This is a genomic window from Paenibacillus solanacearum, assembly GCF_910593845.1.
GTDB lineage: Bacteria > Bacillota > Bacilli > Paenibacillales > NBRC-103111 > Paenibacillus_G > Paenibacillus_G solanacearum.
Genome location: NZ_CAJVAS010000011.1, coordinates 81,635 through 98,983, shown reverse-complemented (window position 1 = coordinate 98,983; position 17,349 = coordinate 81,635). Strand labels below are relative to the sequence as shown.

Sequence of the window (17,349 nt, the reverse complement as noted above, 5' to 3'; positions counted from 1 at the left end):
TAAACCTTACAGGGCCTATTTTACCACATGGCCGTCATAATACTAGCTATATTCGCAGCACGCTTCCTTCATAACATCCATTTCATCCTCCCGCGCAGTCCTCTTCGGCCTATCATATTCAGCGGCCAAATATGCTACACTAGGTAAATACTAACTCACGCTGCCGTCTGGGCAAGCGGGAACAGGAGACCGCTTATGACCGATCAAGTGAAATCGTATTTGGAGAAGGAACGCGCCCGGCATCTGGAAGAAGTGATCGAATTCGTGCGCATTCCAAGCGTCAGCTCCAGCTCGGAGCATAAAGTACATATGAAGGAGGCCGCCGAATGGCTGGCCGATTCGCTTCGCAAGGCGGGTCTGGAGCATGTCGAAGTCATGCAGACGAACGGCCATCCCGTGGTGTACGGCGACTGGCTTCACGCCCCCGGCCAGCCGACGGCGCTCGTCTACGGCCATTACGATGTGCAGCCGGCCGAACCGTCCGGCGAATGGGAGACGCCGCCGTTCGAACCGGTCATCCGCGACGGCAAGCTGTACGGGCGCGGCGCAACGGACGACAAGGCGCAGCTGTACACGCACATCAAGACGGTGGAGGCGTTCCTGCAAACGGAAGGGCGTCTGCCGGTGAACATCAAGTTTTGCCTGGAGGGCGAGGAGGAAATCGCCAGCCCGAATCTGGCGCCGTTTCTGGAGCAGCAGGCGGAGCGTCTGGCCGCCGACCTGATCGTCATCTCCGACGGCCCGATGCATGACGAGGGCGTGCCGTCCATCTGCTGCGGACTCCGCGGTCTGTGCGGATTCCAGATCGATATCGCCGGGCCGAAGAACGATCTGCATTCGGGGCTGTACGGCGGCGGCGTCGCCAATCCGGTCTCGGCGCTCGTCGAGCTGCTCGCTTCCATGAAAGACGCGGACGGCATAATTACGATCGAGGGCTTCTACGACAAGGTGCGCCCACTGACGGACGCCGACCGGGAAGCGTCGCAACCGCTGGAGCTGGACGACGCCAAAATCAGCAGCGAGCTTCAAGTACCCGAGCTGTATGGCGAGAAGGGATATACGTTCCTCGAACGCACGACCGCACGACCGACGCTCGAAATTAACGGCATCTATGGCGGCTACCAAGGCGAAGGACTCAAGCCGATCGTACCGGCATCGGCCGGGGCGAAAGTATCGTGCCGTCTTGTCGACGAGCAGGACCCTGATGAAATCATGGCGCTGATTCGACGCCATATCGACAAGCATAAGCCGCAAGGCGTCACAGTATCCATACAGCAATCGCACCGCGGCAAGCCGTTCTTCATCCCGCCGGACCATCCGTACATCCAGGCCGCGGCCAGCGCGTATACCGACGGCTTCGGCAAAGCGCCGGTGTACATCCGCAGCGGAGGTTCCATCCCGATCGTCGAAGTATTCTCCCGTGTGCTGGGCGCTCCCGTCGTGATGATGGATTTCGGCTTGCCGGGCGAAAACATGCACGGCCCGAACGAGCATTTCCATCTCGAGAACTTCGACAAAGGCATCGCGACGCTGTGCCGCTACTGGCGCGAATTGCAATCATTGCCCGGGCAGGCGTAACGGCGAAAGAACCCTCCGATCGCAGCATGCGATTCGGAGGGTTCTTCGTTTGTCGTGCATCAAGCGGCATCCTGCCGGGTTCGACCGACCGCCGCGCCGCGCCGCAGTCCGCACTTGGGATTCGTGCGCGTCGGAAAACCTTACTGCTGCCTTGTACGGCTATCCAATCGTTTTGCGCAGCCGCGCTTCCAAGATGAAGGTGCCAAACGGCAACAGCACGGCTACGATGGCCAAAAACACCTGAAGCAGCGTCCAGCGGTGCTTGATCCATACGATCAGAAGCAGCAGCAGGAACAAGACGAACAAGACGCCGTGCGCCATGCCGACAACCCGAACATAAACCGGCATATCGGCATAATATTTGAGCGGCATCGCGATAAACAGCAAAATCAAGTATGAAAACCCTTCGATGATCCCTACACTGCGAAAAATGCCCATAACAGACTTCCCCATGACGCTCCTCCATTCGATACATGTCTTTGCCGGACAATAACGGCAGCCCTATTCGAAACCGCGCTTTTCATACCATTGTAAGGGCTCCCATCCTGGCGTTCAATACATGTCCCGGACGCAATTGTGGCGTTTTTCGCAAAAAAGCAAAGAAGCCCCCTCCCGCAGCTCGTCTCTAAGGCGGTAGAGGCCGATTCGGGCATCTTTATTGCGCCCGCATTTGCTTGGCATAGGAAGAAGGCGTCATGCCGGTGATCCGCTTAAACACGCGGCTGAAGTAAAATTCATCGTCATAGCCGACCCGTTTGGCAACATCGGTCAAGTTGAGCCCGGTCGTAACGAGCAGTTCCTTGGCATGATTGATCCGCACACGAATGATATGTTCTTTGGGACCGACACCGAACAGCCGTTTGAACTCCCGCGAATAATGACCTGCACTGATTCCCGCCTGTTTGGCGAGCTGCTCTATCGTTAGCGGAGAACGGTAATGCTCCGTAATATATTCAAAGGTGAACTGGATCGCCGATTCGGTATCGCTCCAGTACTGCTGATCGCGCACTTGTTCGGCCAGCAGCAGCCACAGCTCCCGGAATGCGAGATCGCAGCGGTATTGGGAGAGCGAGTCGCACGCTTTCCACAGCTTGAACACCTTATCGAACAGCATGCGCACTTCCTGCGGCCGTTCGAGTGCAAGCATTCCCCGCAAGGATGCCAGACCGTCGCCGGGGGGCTGCATTAGCCAATGCTGCTTGTCCTTGAACACCATCTGGTAATCGTACCGGATGTGGTAGATCTCGACGTCCTCCGTCTTCGCTATCCGCCATTCAAACAAGGTGTCGGGAACGAAGATCATGACCTTGCCCGCGCCGATCGCATGCTCTACCCCGTTCATCACATAGGTGCCTCTGCCGCTGACAATATAATGAAGCGAATGAATACCATGTACATAAGGCTCATTGTATGTACCCGCCGGCAGAATCGTATTTCCCGCGAAGCTGATCGAGAAGGCAGAGCGGTGCAGATGGTCGGCAAGCTGGATCGCATTCATCTCATAAACTCCCTTTACGATAAACGAATTGCGCTTTGGCCCCTCGCCCTGCTAAATGCAAAGCTGCGGCTGCCTGCGCATCAATCGGCGCATGATTATGCTTCGAAGCGCCGTCGCTACGCTTATTCTACACGCTGCCGAATCCGGGCGCCATGGAGAAATAACATGCCGGGGATGGACAAATCCGATATGCCTATTCGGCAAAAAAGAAGCCACGCCGGGGCATAGCTTCTTACTTCCTTCATTCATACTGCCTGGTGGCAAGCTGATCGAGGCTCTTGAATTCATACCCCTGCTTCTTGGCGTCGTCGATGATGCGTCCCAGCGCTTCCGCATTGTCCTTCGAGACGCTATGCAGCAAAATGACGGCGCCTGGATGCATCTGCTGCATCACTTGCCGGTACGCATAGTCCGCACCTTTCTGTTCCTTCGTGTCCCAATCACGGTACGCGATCGACCAGAAGACGCTCGTATACCCAAGCTTGCCGCTCGTCTCCAATACCCGTTCGCTGAAAATGCCGCGCGGCGGGCGAAGATAGCGCATCTCCTGCTGGCCGGTCACTTGAGCGACGCCTTCCCTCACCTTGTCGAGCTCCTCCTTGATACGGGCGGAGGAAATCTGGCTCATGTCGGGATGGCTCCACGAATGGTTTCCGATCAGATGTCCTTCGTTAACCATGCGCTTCATCAGCTCCGGCTGTTCCTTGATGTAATGGCCGGTGACGAAGAAGATCGCCGGAACCTGCTTTTCCTTCAGTACGTCGAGAATTTGCGGCGTGAAGCCGTTCTCGTAGCCGTTGTCGAACGTAAGATACAGTTCTTTATTCGCCGTATTGCCGAGAAAGACCGCCCCATGCTTTTCTACAATGCCCCGGAAGCCTTCTTCATTGATCGAGGCCGGCGAACCATTGCGGCTCTTCTTGAAGCCGAAGTGATAAGGACGATCCGCGCTGCCGCCGGCCGTTGCGGTCCAAGGCAGCACGGTGACGCTTACGAGCAGGGCCATCATGATGAATAAGCGGCGCTTCATGCAAATATCGTCTCCTTTCAAGTAAGTCTGAGAATGAAAATGTGGCATGTGGCAGCGAGCTACTATAGGAAAATGCGGTCATGCTATGGTATTGTAGAGTGAGAGGTGAGACTTCATGAATTATGTCGTCATTGATCTGGAGTTCAACGGACGCAAGCATTACGATGTCAGGCCGATGGAGATCATCGAGATCGGCGCGGTCAAGTTAAACGAGCAACTGGAAATTACAGACACGTTCCAGTCGTATATACGGCCCAACTTTTCGATTAACCGGTTTGCGCTGCAATTTTGCGGCATCTCGAAGGAGACGCTGCTGCAAAGCGATTCGTTCGACGAGGTGATCGGGCGTTTCCAGCAGTTCTGCGGCGAGTCCTTCAAGCTATTCGCCTGGGGCGCGGGCGATTTCTTTCATCTGTTCGTCGACTGCAAGGTGAATCGGCTTCGCTCCGACTGGCTGGACAAGCTGGTCGACCTGACCCGCTTTTACGAAGGGGGACTGCAGCAGGCGCTGGTCGACCATCAGCTCGAGGCGATCGGCCAGCATCATTCGGCATTGGACGATGCACTGAACGCGGCGCAGCTGGTCAAGCATCAACCGGATATCATCCAATCTGATCAATATTTTGTTCCCGATCCATTCAAACTATGTACCGGCGGCATCAAAAAACGGATACTGCTATCGCTGGACGAAGCGGCCGGACAAAATAAAGTGCTGTCCTGGAACGAATTCAAGGCGGAGCCGCAAACGAAATTGTATTTCAGCGTCATGCGTCTGACCGGCGACGAAATTCTGCTCGTCGAGCAGTTGTTCGTCAAGCTGTCGAACATGAAATACGGACGCAAATGGAAAAAGCTGCAGACCTCCTGATCGCTCAGGAGCCGCAGCTTTTTTCTTATGCCTTAACCCTTTACCGCGCCGGCGGTAATGCCTTGAATAATATACCGCTGCATCAGCAGGAAAAAGAGCATGACCGGAATAACCGCCATCGTCAGCGCCGCCATGGCCAAATGCCATTCATTCGTATATTGGCCGAAATAGACGGATGAGGCGAGCGGAATCGTCTGATTTTTTTTGGAGCTGAGCGTAATGAGCGGCAGCAGGAAATCGTTCCATATCCAAAGCGAATGCAAAATGGCGATCGTCGTCGTAATCGGCTTGAGCAGCGGGAGCAAAATCCGGAAAAATACGCCAACCGGGCCGCTGCCGTCGATATGCGCCGCCTCCTCCAGCTCGCGGGGAATCGACTTGATGAAGCCGTGATACAGGAACAGCGCCAGCGGAATGCCGAATCCCCAGTACATCATCACGATGCCGTACAGCGTGTTGATCAGATGCAGATCCTTGGCTACTTTGACGAGCGGGATCATCATCGTCTGGAACGGAATGACAAGCGACGACAAAATGATCAGGAAGATGGCCTGGCTTACGCGCCCCGGCCAGCGAACGAGCTGGTACGCCGCCGCGGAGCTGATCAGCAAAATGCCGACAACCGAGAATACGGTAATGATCAATGAATTCATGAATACGCCGAGAAAATTGATCTGCTTCCAGACGATCGCGAAGTTTTTAAACTGGAATATATGCGGCAGCGCCACGGTCGATGTAACGACCTCGTTGTACGTTTTCATCCCGTTAATGAACGTCAAATATAGCGGGAAAAAGAAAGCGATCGCCAGTACAATCATGCCGAGCTCAAGCAGCAGCTTGCCGGCTCTGTAACGTTCCCGATTCACATCTCCACCTCCCTGCGTTTCATGACCGCGACTTGAACGAGCGTGACGGATGCGAGCACAAGGAAGAAGACGACGGCCTTGGCCGATGCGTACGTAAACAAGTTCTTCGTGAACGCGTCCAAATAAATATGCAGTGCCAGCGACTCGGTCGCGCCGAACGGACCGCCCCGCGTGAGCGCGAAGTTCAGATCGAAGCCTTTGAAACCGTTCGAGATCGCCAGAAACAAGTTGATCGTCATCGCCGGACGAATGAGCGGCAGCACGACATGCCATAATTGCTTCCACTTGCTGGCGCCGTCGATTTGCGCCGCTTCGAGCATATCTTTCGGCACACCCTGCAGCGCCGCCAAATAAATGATCATGAAATACCCGACGGAATGCCACACGGTCACGAGAATGAGCGACCAGAACGCATAATTCGGCAAGCTGAGCCAGTTTTTCATGAACAGCGTCCAGCCGGTTGCAGCCCCGATCTCACCGAACAGCTGCGTAATAATAAACTGCCAGATGAACCCGATAATGACAGGGCCGATGACATAGGGCAGGAAAAATGCCGTGCGCAGCACATTGCGGGTTTTGAACGCCATATTGAGCACGAGCGCGAGCAGTAGCCCGAACAAATTGAGCAGCGCAGTGGTGACGACGACAAATTTCGCCGTAAATGCAAACGATTTCATGAAGCCGGTATCTTGAATCAGCTTCGCGTAATTGCTCCAGCCCGCCCAGCGAATATTGCTGCTGATGCCGTTCCAGTCTTGGAACGAAAATACGATCGCTCGGACAAACGGAACCAGAATGATGAGCGTAAAGAACAGGACGGCAGGGGCGACAAAGGCGATATAAACGAGATTTTGCCGGGTTCTGGTTTTTATCATGTTCTTCCCCTTTCATGGAGGCGCGAATGAAAAAAGGCGCACAGCCCGCCGTATGGAGACTATGCACCTTCAACGCACCCGACTATTTTTTTCTTGCATTCCAAATATTTTGTACTTCCGCCAGCGCCTGTTCTTTCTTCATCTGGCCGCCCACATAAGCTTGCAGCGGCTTGGCAAATTCCTGATTCGTGCCGGAAGGCCACAGTGTGTGCGCCCACGGAATCGTCTGGTTTTTCGCGACGTACGCGCTCAAATCTTCAGCGAGCGGTCCGAGATCCGGTGTCGTCTTCAGGTCCGTAAAGGCCGGAATCAGCTTGAAGGAGTCAACCAAATACTTTTGCCCGTTGTCGTGAATCCAGTTGAGGAACTTCTTGCTCTCCTCCAGATTCTTGGAGTTTTTGTTAATGACGTAATAGCCTGGCACGCCTACCGGCATCTTCGTGTCGGCGGCATTATCGGTGAGCGGGATCGCAAACATGCCCATCTTGAGGTTCGGATTGATTTTCACGATCGAATCGATCGTCCATACGCCCTGCTGCATCATCGCCGTTTTGCCGGAGGAGAAGTCCGCGACCTGATTGTCATAGCTGACGCCTACCGATTCCGCGCCTTTTCCGTATTTCAGCGTGGCGTCCAGCACGTCGAAAAATCCGTTCATCGCCGCGACGTCGCTGACTTTCGCCTGGCCCTTGTTGATCTTATCGATGGTCGCAACCGGATCTTTCTCGTAAGCGAACGGCAGATTGAACAAATGCTGCCCGAGAATCCACCATTCCTTGTAGCCTTCGGCAAACGAAGGAATATTCGCCGCCTTCAGCTTCTCGTTGACCTGCTTCAATTCCGTCAATGTCGTCGGCACTTTGTCAATGCCGGCCTTCGCGAACAAGTCTTTGTTGTAAATAAAGCCGTAGCCCTCGAATGCAATCGGGAAGCCGAGCTTCTTGCCGCCTACGGTCATCCCCTGCACAGCGGAAGGAGATACTTTGGACATCCACGGCTCATTCGACAGGTCTGCCAGTTTATCGGACCAGTCCGCAATGTCGGTGTACGCCTTGGTCATAAATACGTCCGGCTCGTCCCCGGAAGCAAACCGCGTTTTGAGCAGCGTCTCGTAATCCTTCGTCACTTGCGCTTCGATGATGACGTTCGGATTTTGCTTCATGTATTCATCGGCCATCGCCTTGACTTTATCTGTAATTTCCACTTTGAACTGCATCAATTTGATCGTGACTTTACCGCCGGCCGCATTGCCCGCCGTCTTGTTCGAACCGGCTTGACCGCTTGGCTCATCCCCGCCGGCGCAGCCGACAAGCGACGACAAAAGCAGTGTGCTGACAGATAACGTAGAAAGCCATTTTTTCATATGCTTTCGTCCCCCTGCATCGTGTTTTCTTGTGGTTATGTGTTTATTGTAAGGATGCGCAGGTCAAAAAGGCAGAGAAAATTTTCGCCCAAATAAGGAATTTATGAACCTCGATGCATTTTGCGGTACGACAGCGGCGGTACCCCGTTTTGTTTCTTGAACACCTTGCTGAAGTAGTTCTCGTCGGCGTACCCGATCATCCCGGCGATCTCGGACACGGACAGCTCGGTATGCGTCAGCAGCGAGGCGGCCTTCTCCATGCGCAGCTCCGTCATATACGTCATCACGGTCGTGTTGTACAGCTCCTTGAATTTCTTGGCGATATATTGCGGACTGAAATGAAACAATTCCGATAGATCGGACAGCGAAATGTTGTCATGATAATGCTTGTCGATATAATCGCGGATCGGCTGGATGCCGCGGGTGCCGGACGCTTCGCCCCCTTCTTCCTCGATCAGCGCCCACCACTGCCGGACGACCGACTTCTCCCATTCGCCCAAGTCGCTGATCCATAGCGGAACGGACAAGTCCGTCGCATGCTTCTGCGTAAGCTGCCGGGCCTCCTTCTCCAGCATCAGATTCGCTTCGCTGGTGCAAAGCTGCAGCTCCTTCAAGCTGAGCGAGCCGCGACGCTGCAAGGACTGGACGAACGACCGGATAATTTCGGCTATATACAGCTTATCTTTATTTTTCAGCGCGTTCAGCAGGAGCACTTCCTGAGCGGCAAAGCCCGGCAGCTTGGCCGATTGCGCCGGATGTGCAGCCCCGGCTCCGCCCGCAGCGCGAAAGACGCTGAGCTGAAGCAGCGCCGCGCGGGCTTCCTGGATCGCGGAAGGCAGTGATTCCACCGCAGCCTCCTTCGCGCACAGCCCCGCCAATGCTTGGAGGCCGAGCGTTGTTTCCCAGGCGCCGGTCACCTTCCCGATATAGCTGCGGTGCAGGTCCGGGGAGCCTTGCTGCTCCGCGGAAGTCAGCAGCACCCACTGGTACTCGTCGATCCGGCATAAATAGTGAGAGCCGTACCGGCGCAAAGCTTCGTGGGCGATATTGTTGACGGCAAACCAGAACAGCTCCCCGTCCCCCGAGAACCGCCGGTCCACCAGCTCCATCCGGTTTTGGGGCAGCAGAAACGCCGCAGACATGCGTTCCGCGGAAAGGCCGGTCTTGTAGATCAGACTGCGGATGCCTTCGTGATACGCAGCTTCCCCTTTCAAATACAACGCCAGCTTCTGCTCGTCGAGCAGCGCGCCCGCCTGGCGCAGGCGGTGCTCCGTCTCGCGCTCATCGCGCAAGCTGTTCTCCTTGCGGCTCCAGGCCGCGATGGCCCGCTCCAGCGCTTGCTCCAGATCGGCTTTGCGGAACGGCTTGAGAATATAGTCGACGCCTTGCGCGCGGATCGCCGCCTTCGTATAGACGAAATCGTCGTATCCGCTCACGACGATAATCTGCGTATCCCAGCCTTCTTCGCGAATGCGCTGGAGCAGCTCCATCCCGTTCATCTCCGGCATGCTCATGTCGCAAAACAACACAGCCGGCTTATGCTCCCGCAGCAGCTGCAGCGCTTCGGCTCCGTTCTCCGCCATGAGCCGCTGCTCAACACCGAACTTGGCCCAGTCGATCGACAGCTCGATCCCTTCTCTTACATGCTCTTCGTCGTCAGCAATCAGCACTTTCAATGCGATCCCTCCTTCTCGGCAGCCACCCTATCCACCGTCAGAACAATTTCCGTCGCTTCGTACGGCACGCTCTCCATCGTCCATGCGAAGCGGTCGCCGTAATAAAGGCGCAGCCGCTTGAGTACGTTGAGCAGCCCGATGCCGCCGCCGTCCTTGCCGTAATGCAGGCGGTCCTCCTCGTACTGCTCCCGGATGCCGTCCATGACGTCCTGGCTCATGCCTTTTCCGTTATCGATCACGCGGATGACGAGCGCTTCGTTCCATTCGACGCCGATATGCAGCGTCCCGGTGCCGCGCCCTTTTTCCATCCCGTGTACAATACTGTTCTCGACGAGCGGCTGCAAAATCATTTTCGGTACCTCGATGGAAAGCGCCTCGTTCGGGCAAGTGAGCGTGTAGGACAGCCGGTTTTTGAACCGTCCCGTCTGCAGCGACAAATAATGCTCAATATGCTCGATTTCCAGCTTGAGCGGCACAGTCTCCGTCCGCAAATCCATGCTGTAGCGCAGAATGGCGCCAAGCTCGCCGATTTTGTCGCTGACTTCTTCGGAGCCGTGGCGCAGCGCCAGCGTCCCGATGGACTGCAGCGTGTTGTACAAAAAATGCGGATTGATTTGCGCCTGCAGCATCTTCAGCTGCGCATGGGACAGCTCCAGCCGGTTGCGGTATTCGCGGTTCATCAGATCGTCCAAATTATGAATCATCGTCTGAAACCGCTGCTCGAGAATGCCGAGCTCGTCCACCCGTCCCGACGGCCGCTCAATGCGGAAGCTGCCCGATTCCACCCGGGCAATGCTGCGGAGCAGCCGTTTCACCGGCGAGATCGTGAAATACGACAGCAGCAAGGCCGTTACGAGCACGAAGGCGATTGCCGCGATTTGAATCATCAAAGACCGACCCAGCGTGCGGTTGGCGGATTCGTTCATGGCCGCCGTAGGGACAAATTTGACCAAGGTCAGCGGCAGCTCCATATAATGGTCTTTCCGGTATACGAACACCCCGCTTCGTCCGTTGAAATCGCCCTTGAACGAGCCTTGCGCCCCTCCCTCGACCAGCTTGCGGGCAGCGTCCGGCTCCATCGCCGCGCCTCCTGCGGAGTCGTACAGCAGGTTCAAGCTATCCTGGATATACAGGAACACGTCGTTTCCTTCGGAAAGCCCCGTACGCAGCATCGTGTTGATTTCATCCATGCCGACATATAGCGAGAGCACGCCGAGCGAATCCCGTCTCGGGTAATCGACGAGCAGTTGGTGCAGACCCAGCACGATTTCTTTATCGACATAGGCGACCTCGTAGCGGTGCGATTTGCTCCATTCCGGATCTTCTCTCGCCGGAATCGGCATCGGCGGCATATGGACGTTGGTCCCGACCTGATTGTTGTTGTATTTCATGAACGTCTGTCCGTTCCACGCGCTCATAAACCGGGCTGCGCGAAATTCGGAGCGGGTGTTGTACAAATTGTCCACCTGCGTCGTAATGTACAGCGTCCGGGCCGCGCTCGCCTCTTTGGTCCGCAAATACTGCATTAAGGTCTGATCGTAATAAAAAGAAACGGATAGCCGGTTCAAATCCTGCATGTACCGTTTCATATTTTCCATGCTCAGGCTCATCTGATCCAAATTCAGTTCGATCACCTGCTTCTTGACCGAATCGGACGTCGTCTTGTATGCAATGATATTGGACAACGTATACGGAATCACCGTCGAAATGAGCATTCCCACGAGCAATTTCGCCAGCAAACTTCGCTTAAACCAGTTCATCGCTTTTCTCCTTACCGCCATGATCGCTTCCATCTTGTTTACCCTTCATCATAACAATGTCCTCTGCCGCCCGCAAAATCAAATCATGCCATGGCTCGCTGCGGAGCGAATCGGGCAGACCCCGGCATCGGAATCGTTCTCATTACATAATTAGACAGCGTTCGGCAAACAATGAAATAAGGAATCATTGGCGGTGCGGAGGTGTGCCCATGACGATTTGGGACTGGTTAAAAAAACGATCGAAACAGCAAAGAGCAAAACAGCAGCAGCCTCGTGTGCCCGACTCCTATCTGGATCAAGCTCCTGAAGAGCTGCTCACCGCAGACCTGGAGGAAACGATCCGGTTCGTCACCGAACTGCTGGGCAGCTCCGAAGACTTCACGCTGCGCCGGCTGCACGTATTCGGCGAGTACCCCGCAGCCATGTTCTATATGACCAATATGAATGACAAGCAGACGATGAATGCGGATATATTAAAGCCGCTCATGTATACGCCGGACCATTTGGCAGGCAAGCCGATTCCGCCGGGCAAGCTGAGAGACATCCTGCTGTACGAAACGCTCTATTTCAATAAAATCGCTTCGATCACCAAACGCTCCGTGCTGGTCGAGCATATATTGCGCGGCGGGACCGTGGTCGTTGTGAATGGGCTGAGCGAAGCGATCGGCCTCGACACCGCACAGGTCGAGAAGCGCGCCATTCAGCACCCCGATACGGAGCAGGTCATCCGCGGCCCGCGCGAAGGGTTTATCGAACAGCTCGGCACGAACATTTCGCTGCTCCGTTACCGGCTGCCGACTACCGACTTTCACGTCAAAACGATGCAGATCGGGCGCATTACGAAATCCAAGGTGGCGATCTGCTACTTGAAGGGCATCGCCAACGACGCACTGGTCAGCGAAGTCGAAAAAAGATTGTCGATGATCGACATCGACGGGGTGCTCGACGTCGGATATTTGGAGCAATACATCGAAGATAATCATCACTCGCCGTTCCCGCAAACGCAAAACACGGAACGGACGGATAAAGCGGTCGCCAATATGCTCGAGGGCCGGGTCATCATTCTCGTCGACGGCTCGCCGTTCGCGCTCATCGTGCCGACCGTATTCAGCCAATTTTATCAGACGGCGGAGGACTATTCGGAACGGTATTTGATGGTCAGCTTCATTCGGGTCGCCCGGCTGCTGGCTCTTGCCTTCTCTCTGATAACCCCGTCCCTGTATGTCGCGATCATCTCGTTCAACCCGGAGCTCATTCCGACCGAATTCGCCGTGGCCGTGGCCGGGGGACGCGCGGGCGTACCGTTCCCTTCCGCAGTCGAAGTGCTGATCATGGAAGCATCGATGGAGGTGCTCCGCGAGGCCACCATCCGTCTGCCGCAGCAGATCGGCGGCGCGCTCTCGATCGTCGGCGTTCTGGTCATCGGCCAGGCGGCGGTATCGGCCGGCTTCGTCAGTCCGATCACCGTCGTCGTCATTGCGCTGACAACGATCGGTTCGTTCGCGACGCCGGCGTACAATGCCGCGCTCGCGCTCCGGCTGCTTCGCTTTCCGCTCATTTTCCTGGCCGGCATGTTCGGGCTGTACGGGGTGATGGTCGGTCTCATTCTGATCGCCAACCATTTGCTGTCGCTGAAATCGTTCGGCGTTCCTTATATTTCGCCGCTCGTACCCGGAAACTTCGAGGGAATGAAAGATACGCTGTTCCGCGCACCTCTCTGGAGCATGAAAAAAAGACCTTCCATGCTGCACACGCCCAACGACACCCGCGTAGGCAAGCGCGTATTCGAAGCACTGAAAGAGCCGCCCGTCAATACGCTCGATCCGTTAAAAGTAGGTAATCGAAAGGAGCATATGGACCATGGAATATCCTCGGCAGATCACGGCGATTCAGGCGGCGGCAGTTCTGATTAGCAGCATCATCGGGGTCGGGGTGCTTCCCCTGCCTCTGTTTGCCGTTCGGGCAGCGAATACCGGCGCTACGCTCGTGACCATACTCGCCATTCTGCTCGCATCGTTTGGCCTATGGCTGATCACGAAGCTCGGCATGCGGTTTCCCACGCTGTCGTTCGGCGAATACAGCGAGGTTATCCTGGGCAAATGGCTGGCCGTGATCGGCACAGTGCTCGTGATACTGTTTTTTGCCATTCTGACGTCGCTGGCCGCCAGGGAATTCGGAGAAGTCGTCATTACCGCTGTCTTGAAAAAAACGCCGCTGGAAGTGACGGTCATCGTCATGCTGCTGCTGGCCACGCTTTCCGCGCGCAGCGATATTACGACGTTTACATATCTACATCATTTTTATTTGCCGATTATCGTGTTTCCCGCCATCCTCATCGTGGCGCTGTCGCTCAAAAACGCGCAGGTTGTCAGCATTTTGCCGATCTGGGGCAACAATCCCCCCTCGATGGCGCAAGGCGTGCTGGTTGTTGCCGCCTTGTTCCAGGCTTCTTTCGTCTATACGATGGTGATCCCGGCCATGCGCAATCCGAAACGGGCGATGAGAGCCAGCTTCTGGGGCATGTTTATCGCCGGCGGGCTCTACTTGTCCATCGTCATCGCCTCTGTCGGCGTATTCGGTTCCGAAGAAACGAGCAATTTGCTGTGGCCGACACTGGAACTGGCCAAAACGACGACACTGCCCGGCAATATTCTGGAGCGGCTCGACGCGGCGTTTCTTGCCGTATGGGTGACCGCGGTGTTCACAACGTTATTCTCGACATACTATTTCACGATTCATACGTTTTCCAAGCTGATCCGTCTGCGGGACCACAAGGTGCTGTCGCTGTTCGTGCTACCTTTTCTGTTCGCGGCGGCCATGTACCCGGAAAACATAACGCATATGTACGAAATTATTACAGCTGTCGGACGGATGGGGCTGCTTGTCACGATCGCCTACCCGATGCTGCTGCTGATCGTTGCTTTCATTCGCCGCAAAAAGGGGTGATTCCATGCGATTCGGAAACGTACGCTTGCTATGGAAGCTGTTCGTCTTCCTGCCGTTTGTCGGCATTCTGCTGACGGGCTGCTGGGACCGGCAGGAAATCGAGGAACGGGCTATCGTGCTCGGCATCGGCATCGACGACGCAGGCGAAGGCGCCGCCAAAGAAGAAAACGAAATCTCGTTCCTTCACGGCACCATTCCTCCGCCCAAAACGGGATTGCTTCGTGTCACCGTGCAAATTGCCGTGCCGGGGCGCATCCCGCTCGGTCCCGGAGGCGGTGGCGGCGGAGGAGGAGAAGGCGGCGGCGGCGGGCAAAATACGGTCTGGGTCGTCAACGGTGTCGGCTACACGCTCAACGACGCGATCAATAATTTGCAGCAGCGCATATCCCCGCCTTTATTTTTCGGTCATTTGCGCATTATCGTCATATCGGAGAACGTCGCACAAAAAGGAATTACGAATTTAAACGATTTCTTCCACCGTAATCCGGATATTCGCCGCATGAACTGGATGTTCATCTGCAAGGGCTATGCAGAAGAGCTGATGAAAGCCTCTCCGCAGCTGGAACGGGTTCCTACGCTGTACCTCATGAATACGATGGACCAGTCGGTGAAGATGGGCCGGTTCCCGAACGACTTTCTCGGCATTTTCTGGAGCGCGTCTTCGGCGAAGGGGCGCGAGGGATACCTGCCATATATAACGCTAAAGCCGGAAGACACTGTAGAGCTGAGCGGTCTCGCGTTTTTCCGCGACGACAAGATGGTCGGCACCACCAAGCCGCTCGAAATCACGATGTACATGGGCATCGTCGGGCTCAATCCTGCCGGCGGCGAAGCGTTCGTCGAATACCCGAACTCCGACACGCATTTCTTGTTCGGCGCGCGCAATCGAAAGGCGGTCATTACCCCGGAAATCCGTAACGGCAAACCGCATATGAAGATCAAAGTATATATCGAGGGCAACATTCTGGAAAAATCGAACGAACATGTCCGGAGTACGCGGGAAGTGCTCCTTCAAATCGAGCAGGAACTGAACAAGCGGGTAATCGAAGGCTACGGAAATTTGATTCGAAAGACGATGGCCAAAGGCTCGGACATTTTCGGATTCGGCGAGCAAATCCGTGCCAAAGAATGGCGATATTGGAACAAGGAAATCAAAACGAAGGAAAACTGGCAAAAAATGTACAAAGAAATGACTTTCGATATCGACGTTCAGATTTATATTCGCCGCGTTGGCATGAAATCGAGATAAACGTCAGGCCGTGTACGGCATGAAACGTTCGGGGAGGGATGGGCATGGTTTCCGGTTTTTCGATCGGCTATATGAACTTCACCATGTTTTTGTTTCTGTTCAGCGGCATCATGATTTTGTCGATCGACGTGAAGGGCTACGCCAGGGAAGGCATGCACAAGGAACAGCTCGCTTCGCGCATCATGGGGTGGATGAGCCTGGTGCTGGCGGTTCTCGTCTATATCGGAAATTGGCTGTATCAGAAAATGTACTAGCGCCCGCCGCCGCTCGGGGGTGCACCGCGCCGGTAAGCGGCAGGCCGCCCCAATCTGGAGCGGCGCATCCGGGCCCGGCTGCGGGCGCATCTCCCGCTGCAGCCGCTCGATTGAATCGGGCTGCCAGCGCAAGCCCGGGCCGGCTTAACTGCCGCCCGTTTGCTGCTGATGCTGGCGCAGCTCGCTATAGCTCCTGACGACGGGCACCGCTGCGGAAGGCGTCCACGACACATATTTGTCCGCGTGAGAGGTGTTGAACAGCACGACGGATTCCCCGGGGCGAATCCAGCCCGCTTCGCGCAGTTGAACGAGCCCGGCCAGCGTGGCCGCCCCTTCCGGTGAGCTGGAGATGCCCAGACGCCCCATCTGCTTTTGCGCTTCGTCGATCTGCTCCGTGGTCACGCCGATCGCCGTTCCTTGCGATTGCTTGATGATGTGAACGACAAGCTCGCCGTCCGGCGGATTCGGTACCCGCAGCCCGGTTGGCTTGGAGGTCACTTCTTCCGCAGCCGGCGGCACGAAGGCGCCCGTGCGCATGGCGTCGGCCAGCGGCTGGCAGCCCGCTTCCTGCACGCTGACCATCCTGGGCAGCTTGCCGCCGATCCACTTGAGCTCAAGCAGCTCCTGGAACGCCTTCCACATGCCGATCATGCCCGAGCCGCCTCCCGTCGGGTAGATGATGACATCCGGCAGCTTCCAATCGAGCTGCTCCGCCAGCTCCAGCCCCATCGTCTTCTTTCCTTCCACTCTCCCCGGCTCTTTCAAGGTACCGGCATGGAACCAGCCTTGCTCCGCCGCTCCTTCTTCGATGATGCGGCTCGCATCGTGGATCAGTCCGTCCACCACATACGTTGCCGCGCCGTACCGCAAACATCCCTCGATGATGATGCCCGGACAGTCGCGGGGGACGATCGCCGCCGCCCTCATTCCGGCTCGTGCGGCATAGGCCGCCATGGCCGACGCCGCATTGCCATTGGACGGCACGGCCACGTAATCGATTCCATGCTCCTTCAGCAGCGAAATCGTCGATGCGAACCCGCGCGACTTGAAGCTGCCGGTCGGGTTCTGTTCCTCCCGCTTCACCCCTATATACCTTATCCCCAGCTTCCGCTCCAGCGGCTTCATCCGCAGCAGCGGCGTCCATCCTTCGCCCAGCGTAACGATCGATCGCTCACGGGCGATCGGAAGCAGCTCCTTGTACCGCCACATCGCGGCAGGCCTATCCTTCAGCGCAGATTTGCGCACCGCTGCGCGGATTCGTTCCAGATCGTACTGCACCAGCAGCGTCCCGCCGCATGCGCATCGCCCGTTCAACGAGAAACGGACGGTTCGGGCGCATCGGGCGCACTTTTGCCAAAACCTATCCACAGCCGGACCTCCGTTCTG

General features: G+C 56.1%; 15 protein-coding genes. 6 read left to right on the top strand and 9 right to left on the bottom strand.

Annotated elements, in window-relative coordinates:
- Window positions 1-195 precede the first annotated feature (195 nt).
- Window positions 196-1,578: a dipeptidase gene (locus KXG62_RS14435; RefSeq protein WP_218092688.1), complete on the top strand. Its 1,383-nt coding sequence runs from the start codon at window positions 196-198 to the stop codon at window positions 1,576-1,578.
- Window positions 1,579-1,737: 159 nt separating this feature from the next.
- Here the strand turns inward: KXG62_RS14435 and KXG62_RS14430 are convergent, their stop codons facing one another.
- From KXG62_RS14430 to pdaA, 3 genes are all read right to left on the bottom strand, one after another.
- Window positions 1,738-2,031, bottom strand: a complete 294-nt coding sequence (locus tag KXG62_RS14430; protein ID WP_218092687.1) for a DUF3817 domain-containing protein — start codon at window positions 2,029-2,031, stop codon at window positions 1,738-1,740.
- Between the two features lie 202 nt (window positions 2,032-2,233).
- Complete coding sequence (locus KXG62_RS14425) at window positions 2,234-3,076, bottom strand: helix-turn-helix transcriptional regulator (RefSeq protein ID WP_218092686.1); 843 nt, start codon at window positions 3,074-3,076, stop codon at window positions 2,234-2,236.
- A gap of 241 nt (window positions 3,077-3,317) precedes the next feature.
- Window positions 3,318-4,106 carry a delta-lactam-biosynthetic de-N-acetylase gene (gene pdaA / locus KXG62_RS14420; protein WP_218092685.1) on the bottom strand — a complete coding sequence of 263 codons (789 nt, stop codon included), beginning with the start codon at window positions 4,104-4,106 and terminating at the stop codon, window positions 3,318-3,320.
- A 115-nt stretch (window positions 4,107-4,221) separates the two neighbouring features.
- Here pdaA and KXG62_RS14415 point away from each other — a divergent pair, with 115 nt between their 5' ends.
- Window positions 4,222-4,974, top strand: a complete 753-nt coding sequence (locus tag KXG62_RS14415) for a 3'-5' exonuclease (protein ID WP_218092684.1) — start codon at window positions 4,222-4,224, stop codon at window positions 4,972-4,974.
- A 32-nt stretch (window positions 4,975-5,006) separates the two neighbouring features.
- Here the strand turns inward: KXG62_RS14415 and KXG62_RS14410 are convergent, their stop codons facing one another.
- The 5 genes from KXG62_RS14410 to KXG62_RS14390 form a co-directional block, all read right to left on the bottom strand.
- Window positions 5,007-5,840, bottom strand: a complete 834-nt coding sequence (locus KXG62_RS14410) for a carbohydrate ABC transporter permease (RefSeq protein WP_246627449.1) — start codon at window positions 5,838-5,840, stop codon at window positions 5,007-5,009.
- Complete coding sequence (locus KXG62_RS14405; RefSeq protein WP_218092683.1) at window positions 5,837-6,715, bottom strand: carbohydrate ABC transporter permease; 879 nt, start codon at window positions 6,713-6,715, stop codon at window positions 5,837-5,839. Before KXG62_RS14405 ends, KXG62_RS14410 begins: the two co-directional genes overlap by 4 nt.
- 82 nt (window positions 6,716-6,797) lie before the next feature.
- On the bottom strand, window positions 6,798-8,078 hold the full coding sequence (locus tag KXG62_RS14400) for an ABC transporter substrate-binding protein (RefSeq protein WP_218092682.1): 1,281 nt from the start codon (window positions 8,076-8,078) through the stop codon (window positions 6,798-6,800).
- Between the two features lie 101 nt (window positions 8,079-8,179).
- Window positions 8,180-9,748: a response regulator transcription factor gene (locus KXG62_RS14395; RefSeq protein WP_246627456.1), complete on the bottom strand. Its 1,569-nt coding sequence runs from the start codon at window positions 9,746-9,748 to the stop codon at window positions 8,180-8,182.
- Between the two features lie 2 nt (window positions 9,749-9,750).
- Complete coding sequence (locus tag KXG62_RS14390) at window positions 9,751-11,514, bottom strand: sensor histidine kinase (protein WP_218092680.1); 1,764 nt, start codon at window positions 11,512-11,514, stop codon at window positions 9,751-9,753.
- A gap of 209 nt (window positions 11,515-11,723) precedes the next feature.
- Here KXG62_RS14390 and KXG62_RS14385 point away from each other — a divergent pair, with 209 nt between their 5' ends.
- Genes KXG62_RS14385 through KXG62_RS14370 form a run of 4 tightly spaced genes read left to right on the top strand, consistent with a single transcriptional unit; the run spans window position 11,724 to window position 15,963 of the window.
- Complete coding sequence (locus KXG62_RS14385; RefSeq protein ID WP_218092679.1) at window positions 11,724-13,427, top strand: spore germination protein; 1,704 nt, start codon at window positions 11,724-11,726, stop codon at window positions 13,425-13,427.
- Window positions 13,375-14,460, top strand: coding sequence for a GerAB/ArcD/ProY family transporter (locus KXG62_RS14380; RefSeq protein WP_218092678.1), 1,086 nt, complete (start codon window positions 13,375-13,377; stop codon window positions 14,458-14,460). Before KXG62_RS14385 ends, KXG62_RS14380 begins: the two co-directional genes overlap by 53 nt.
- Before the next feature lie 4 nt (window positions 14,461-14,464).
- Window positions 14,465-15,709 carry a Ger(x)C family spore germination protein gene (locus tag KXG62_RS14375; protein WP_218092677.1) on the top strand — a complete coding sequence of 415 codons (1,245 nt, stop codon included), beginning with the start codon at window positions 14,465-14,467 and terminating at the stop codon, window positions 15,707-15,709.
- A gap of 44 nt (window positions 15,710-15,753) precedes the next feature.
- Entirely contained in the window at window positions 15,754-15,963 is a 210-nt protein-coding gene (locus KXG62_RS14370; RefSeq protein ID WP_218092676.1) for a CLC_0170 family protein, read from the top strand.
- 144 nt (window positions 15,964-16,107) lie between these two features.
- Here the strand turns inward: KXG62_RS14370 and KXG62_RS14365 are convergent, their stop codons facing one another.
- Window positions 16,108-17,331 carry a threonine synthase gene (locus KXG62_RS14365; RefSeq protein WP_218092675.1) on the bottom strand — a complete coding sequence of 408 codons (1,224 nt, stop codon included), beginning with the start codon at window positions 17,329-17,331 and terminating at the stop codon, window positions 16,108-16,110.
- Between the last annotated feature and the right edge of the window lie 18 nt (window positions 17,332-17,349).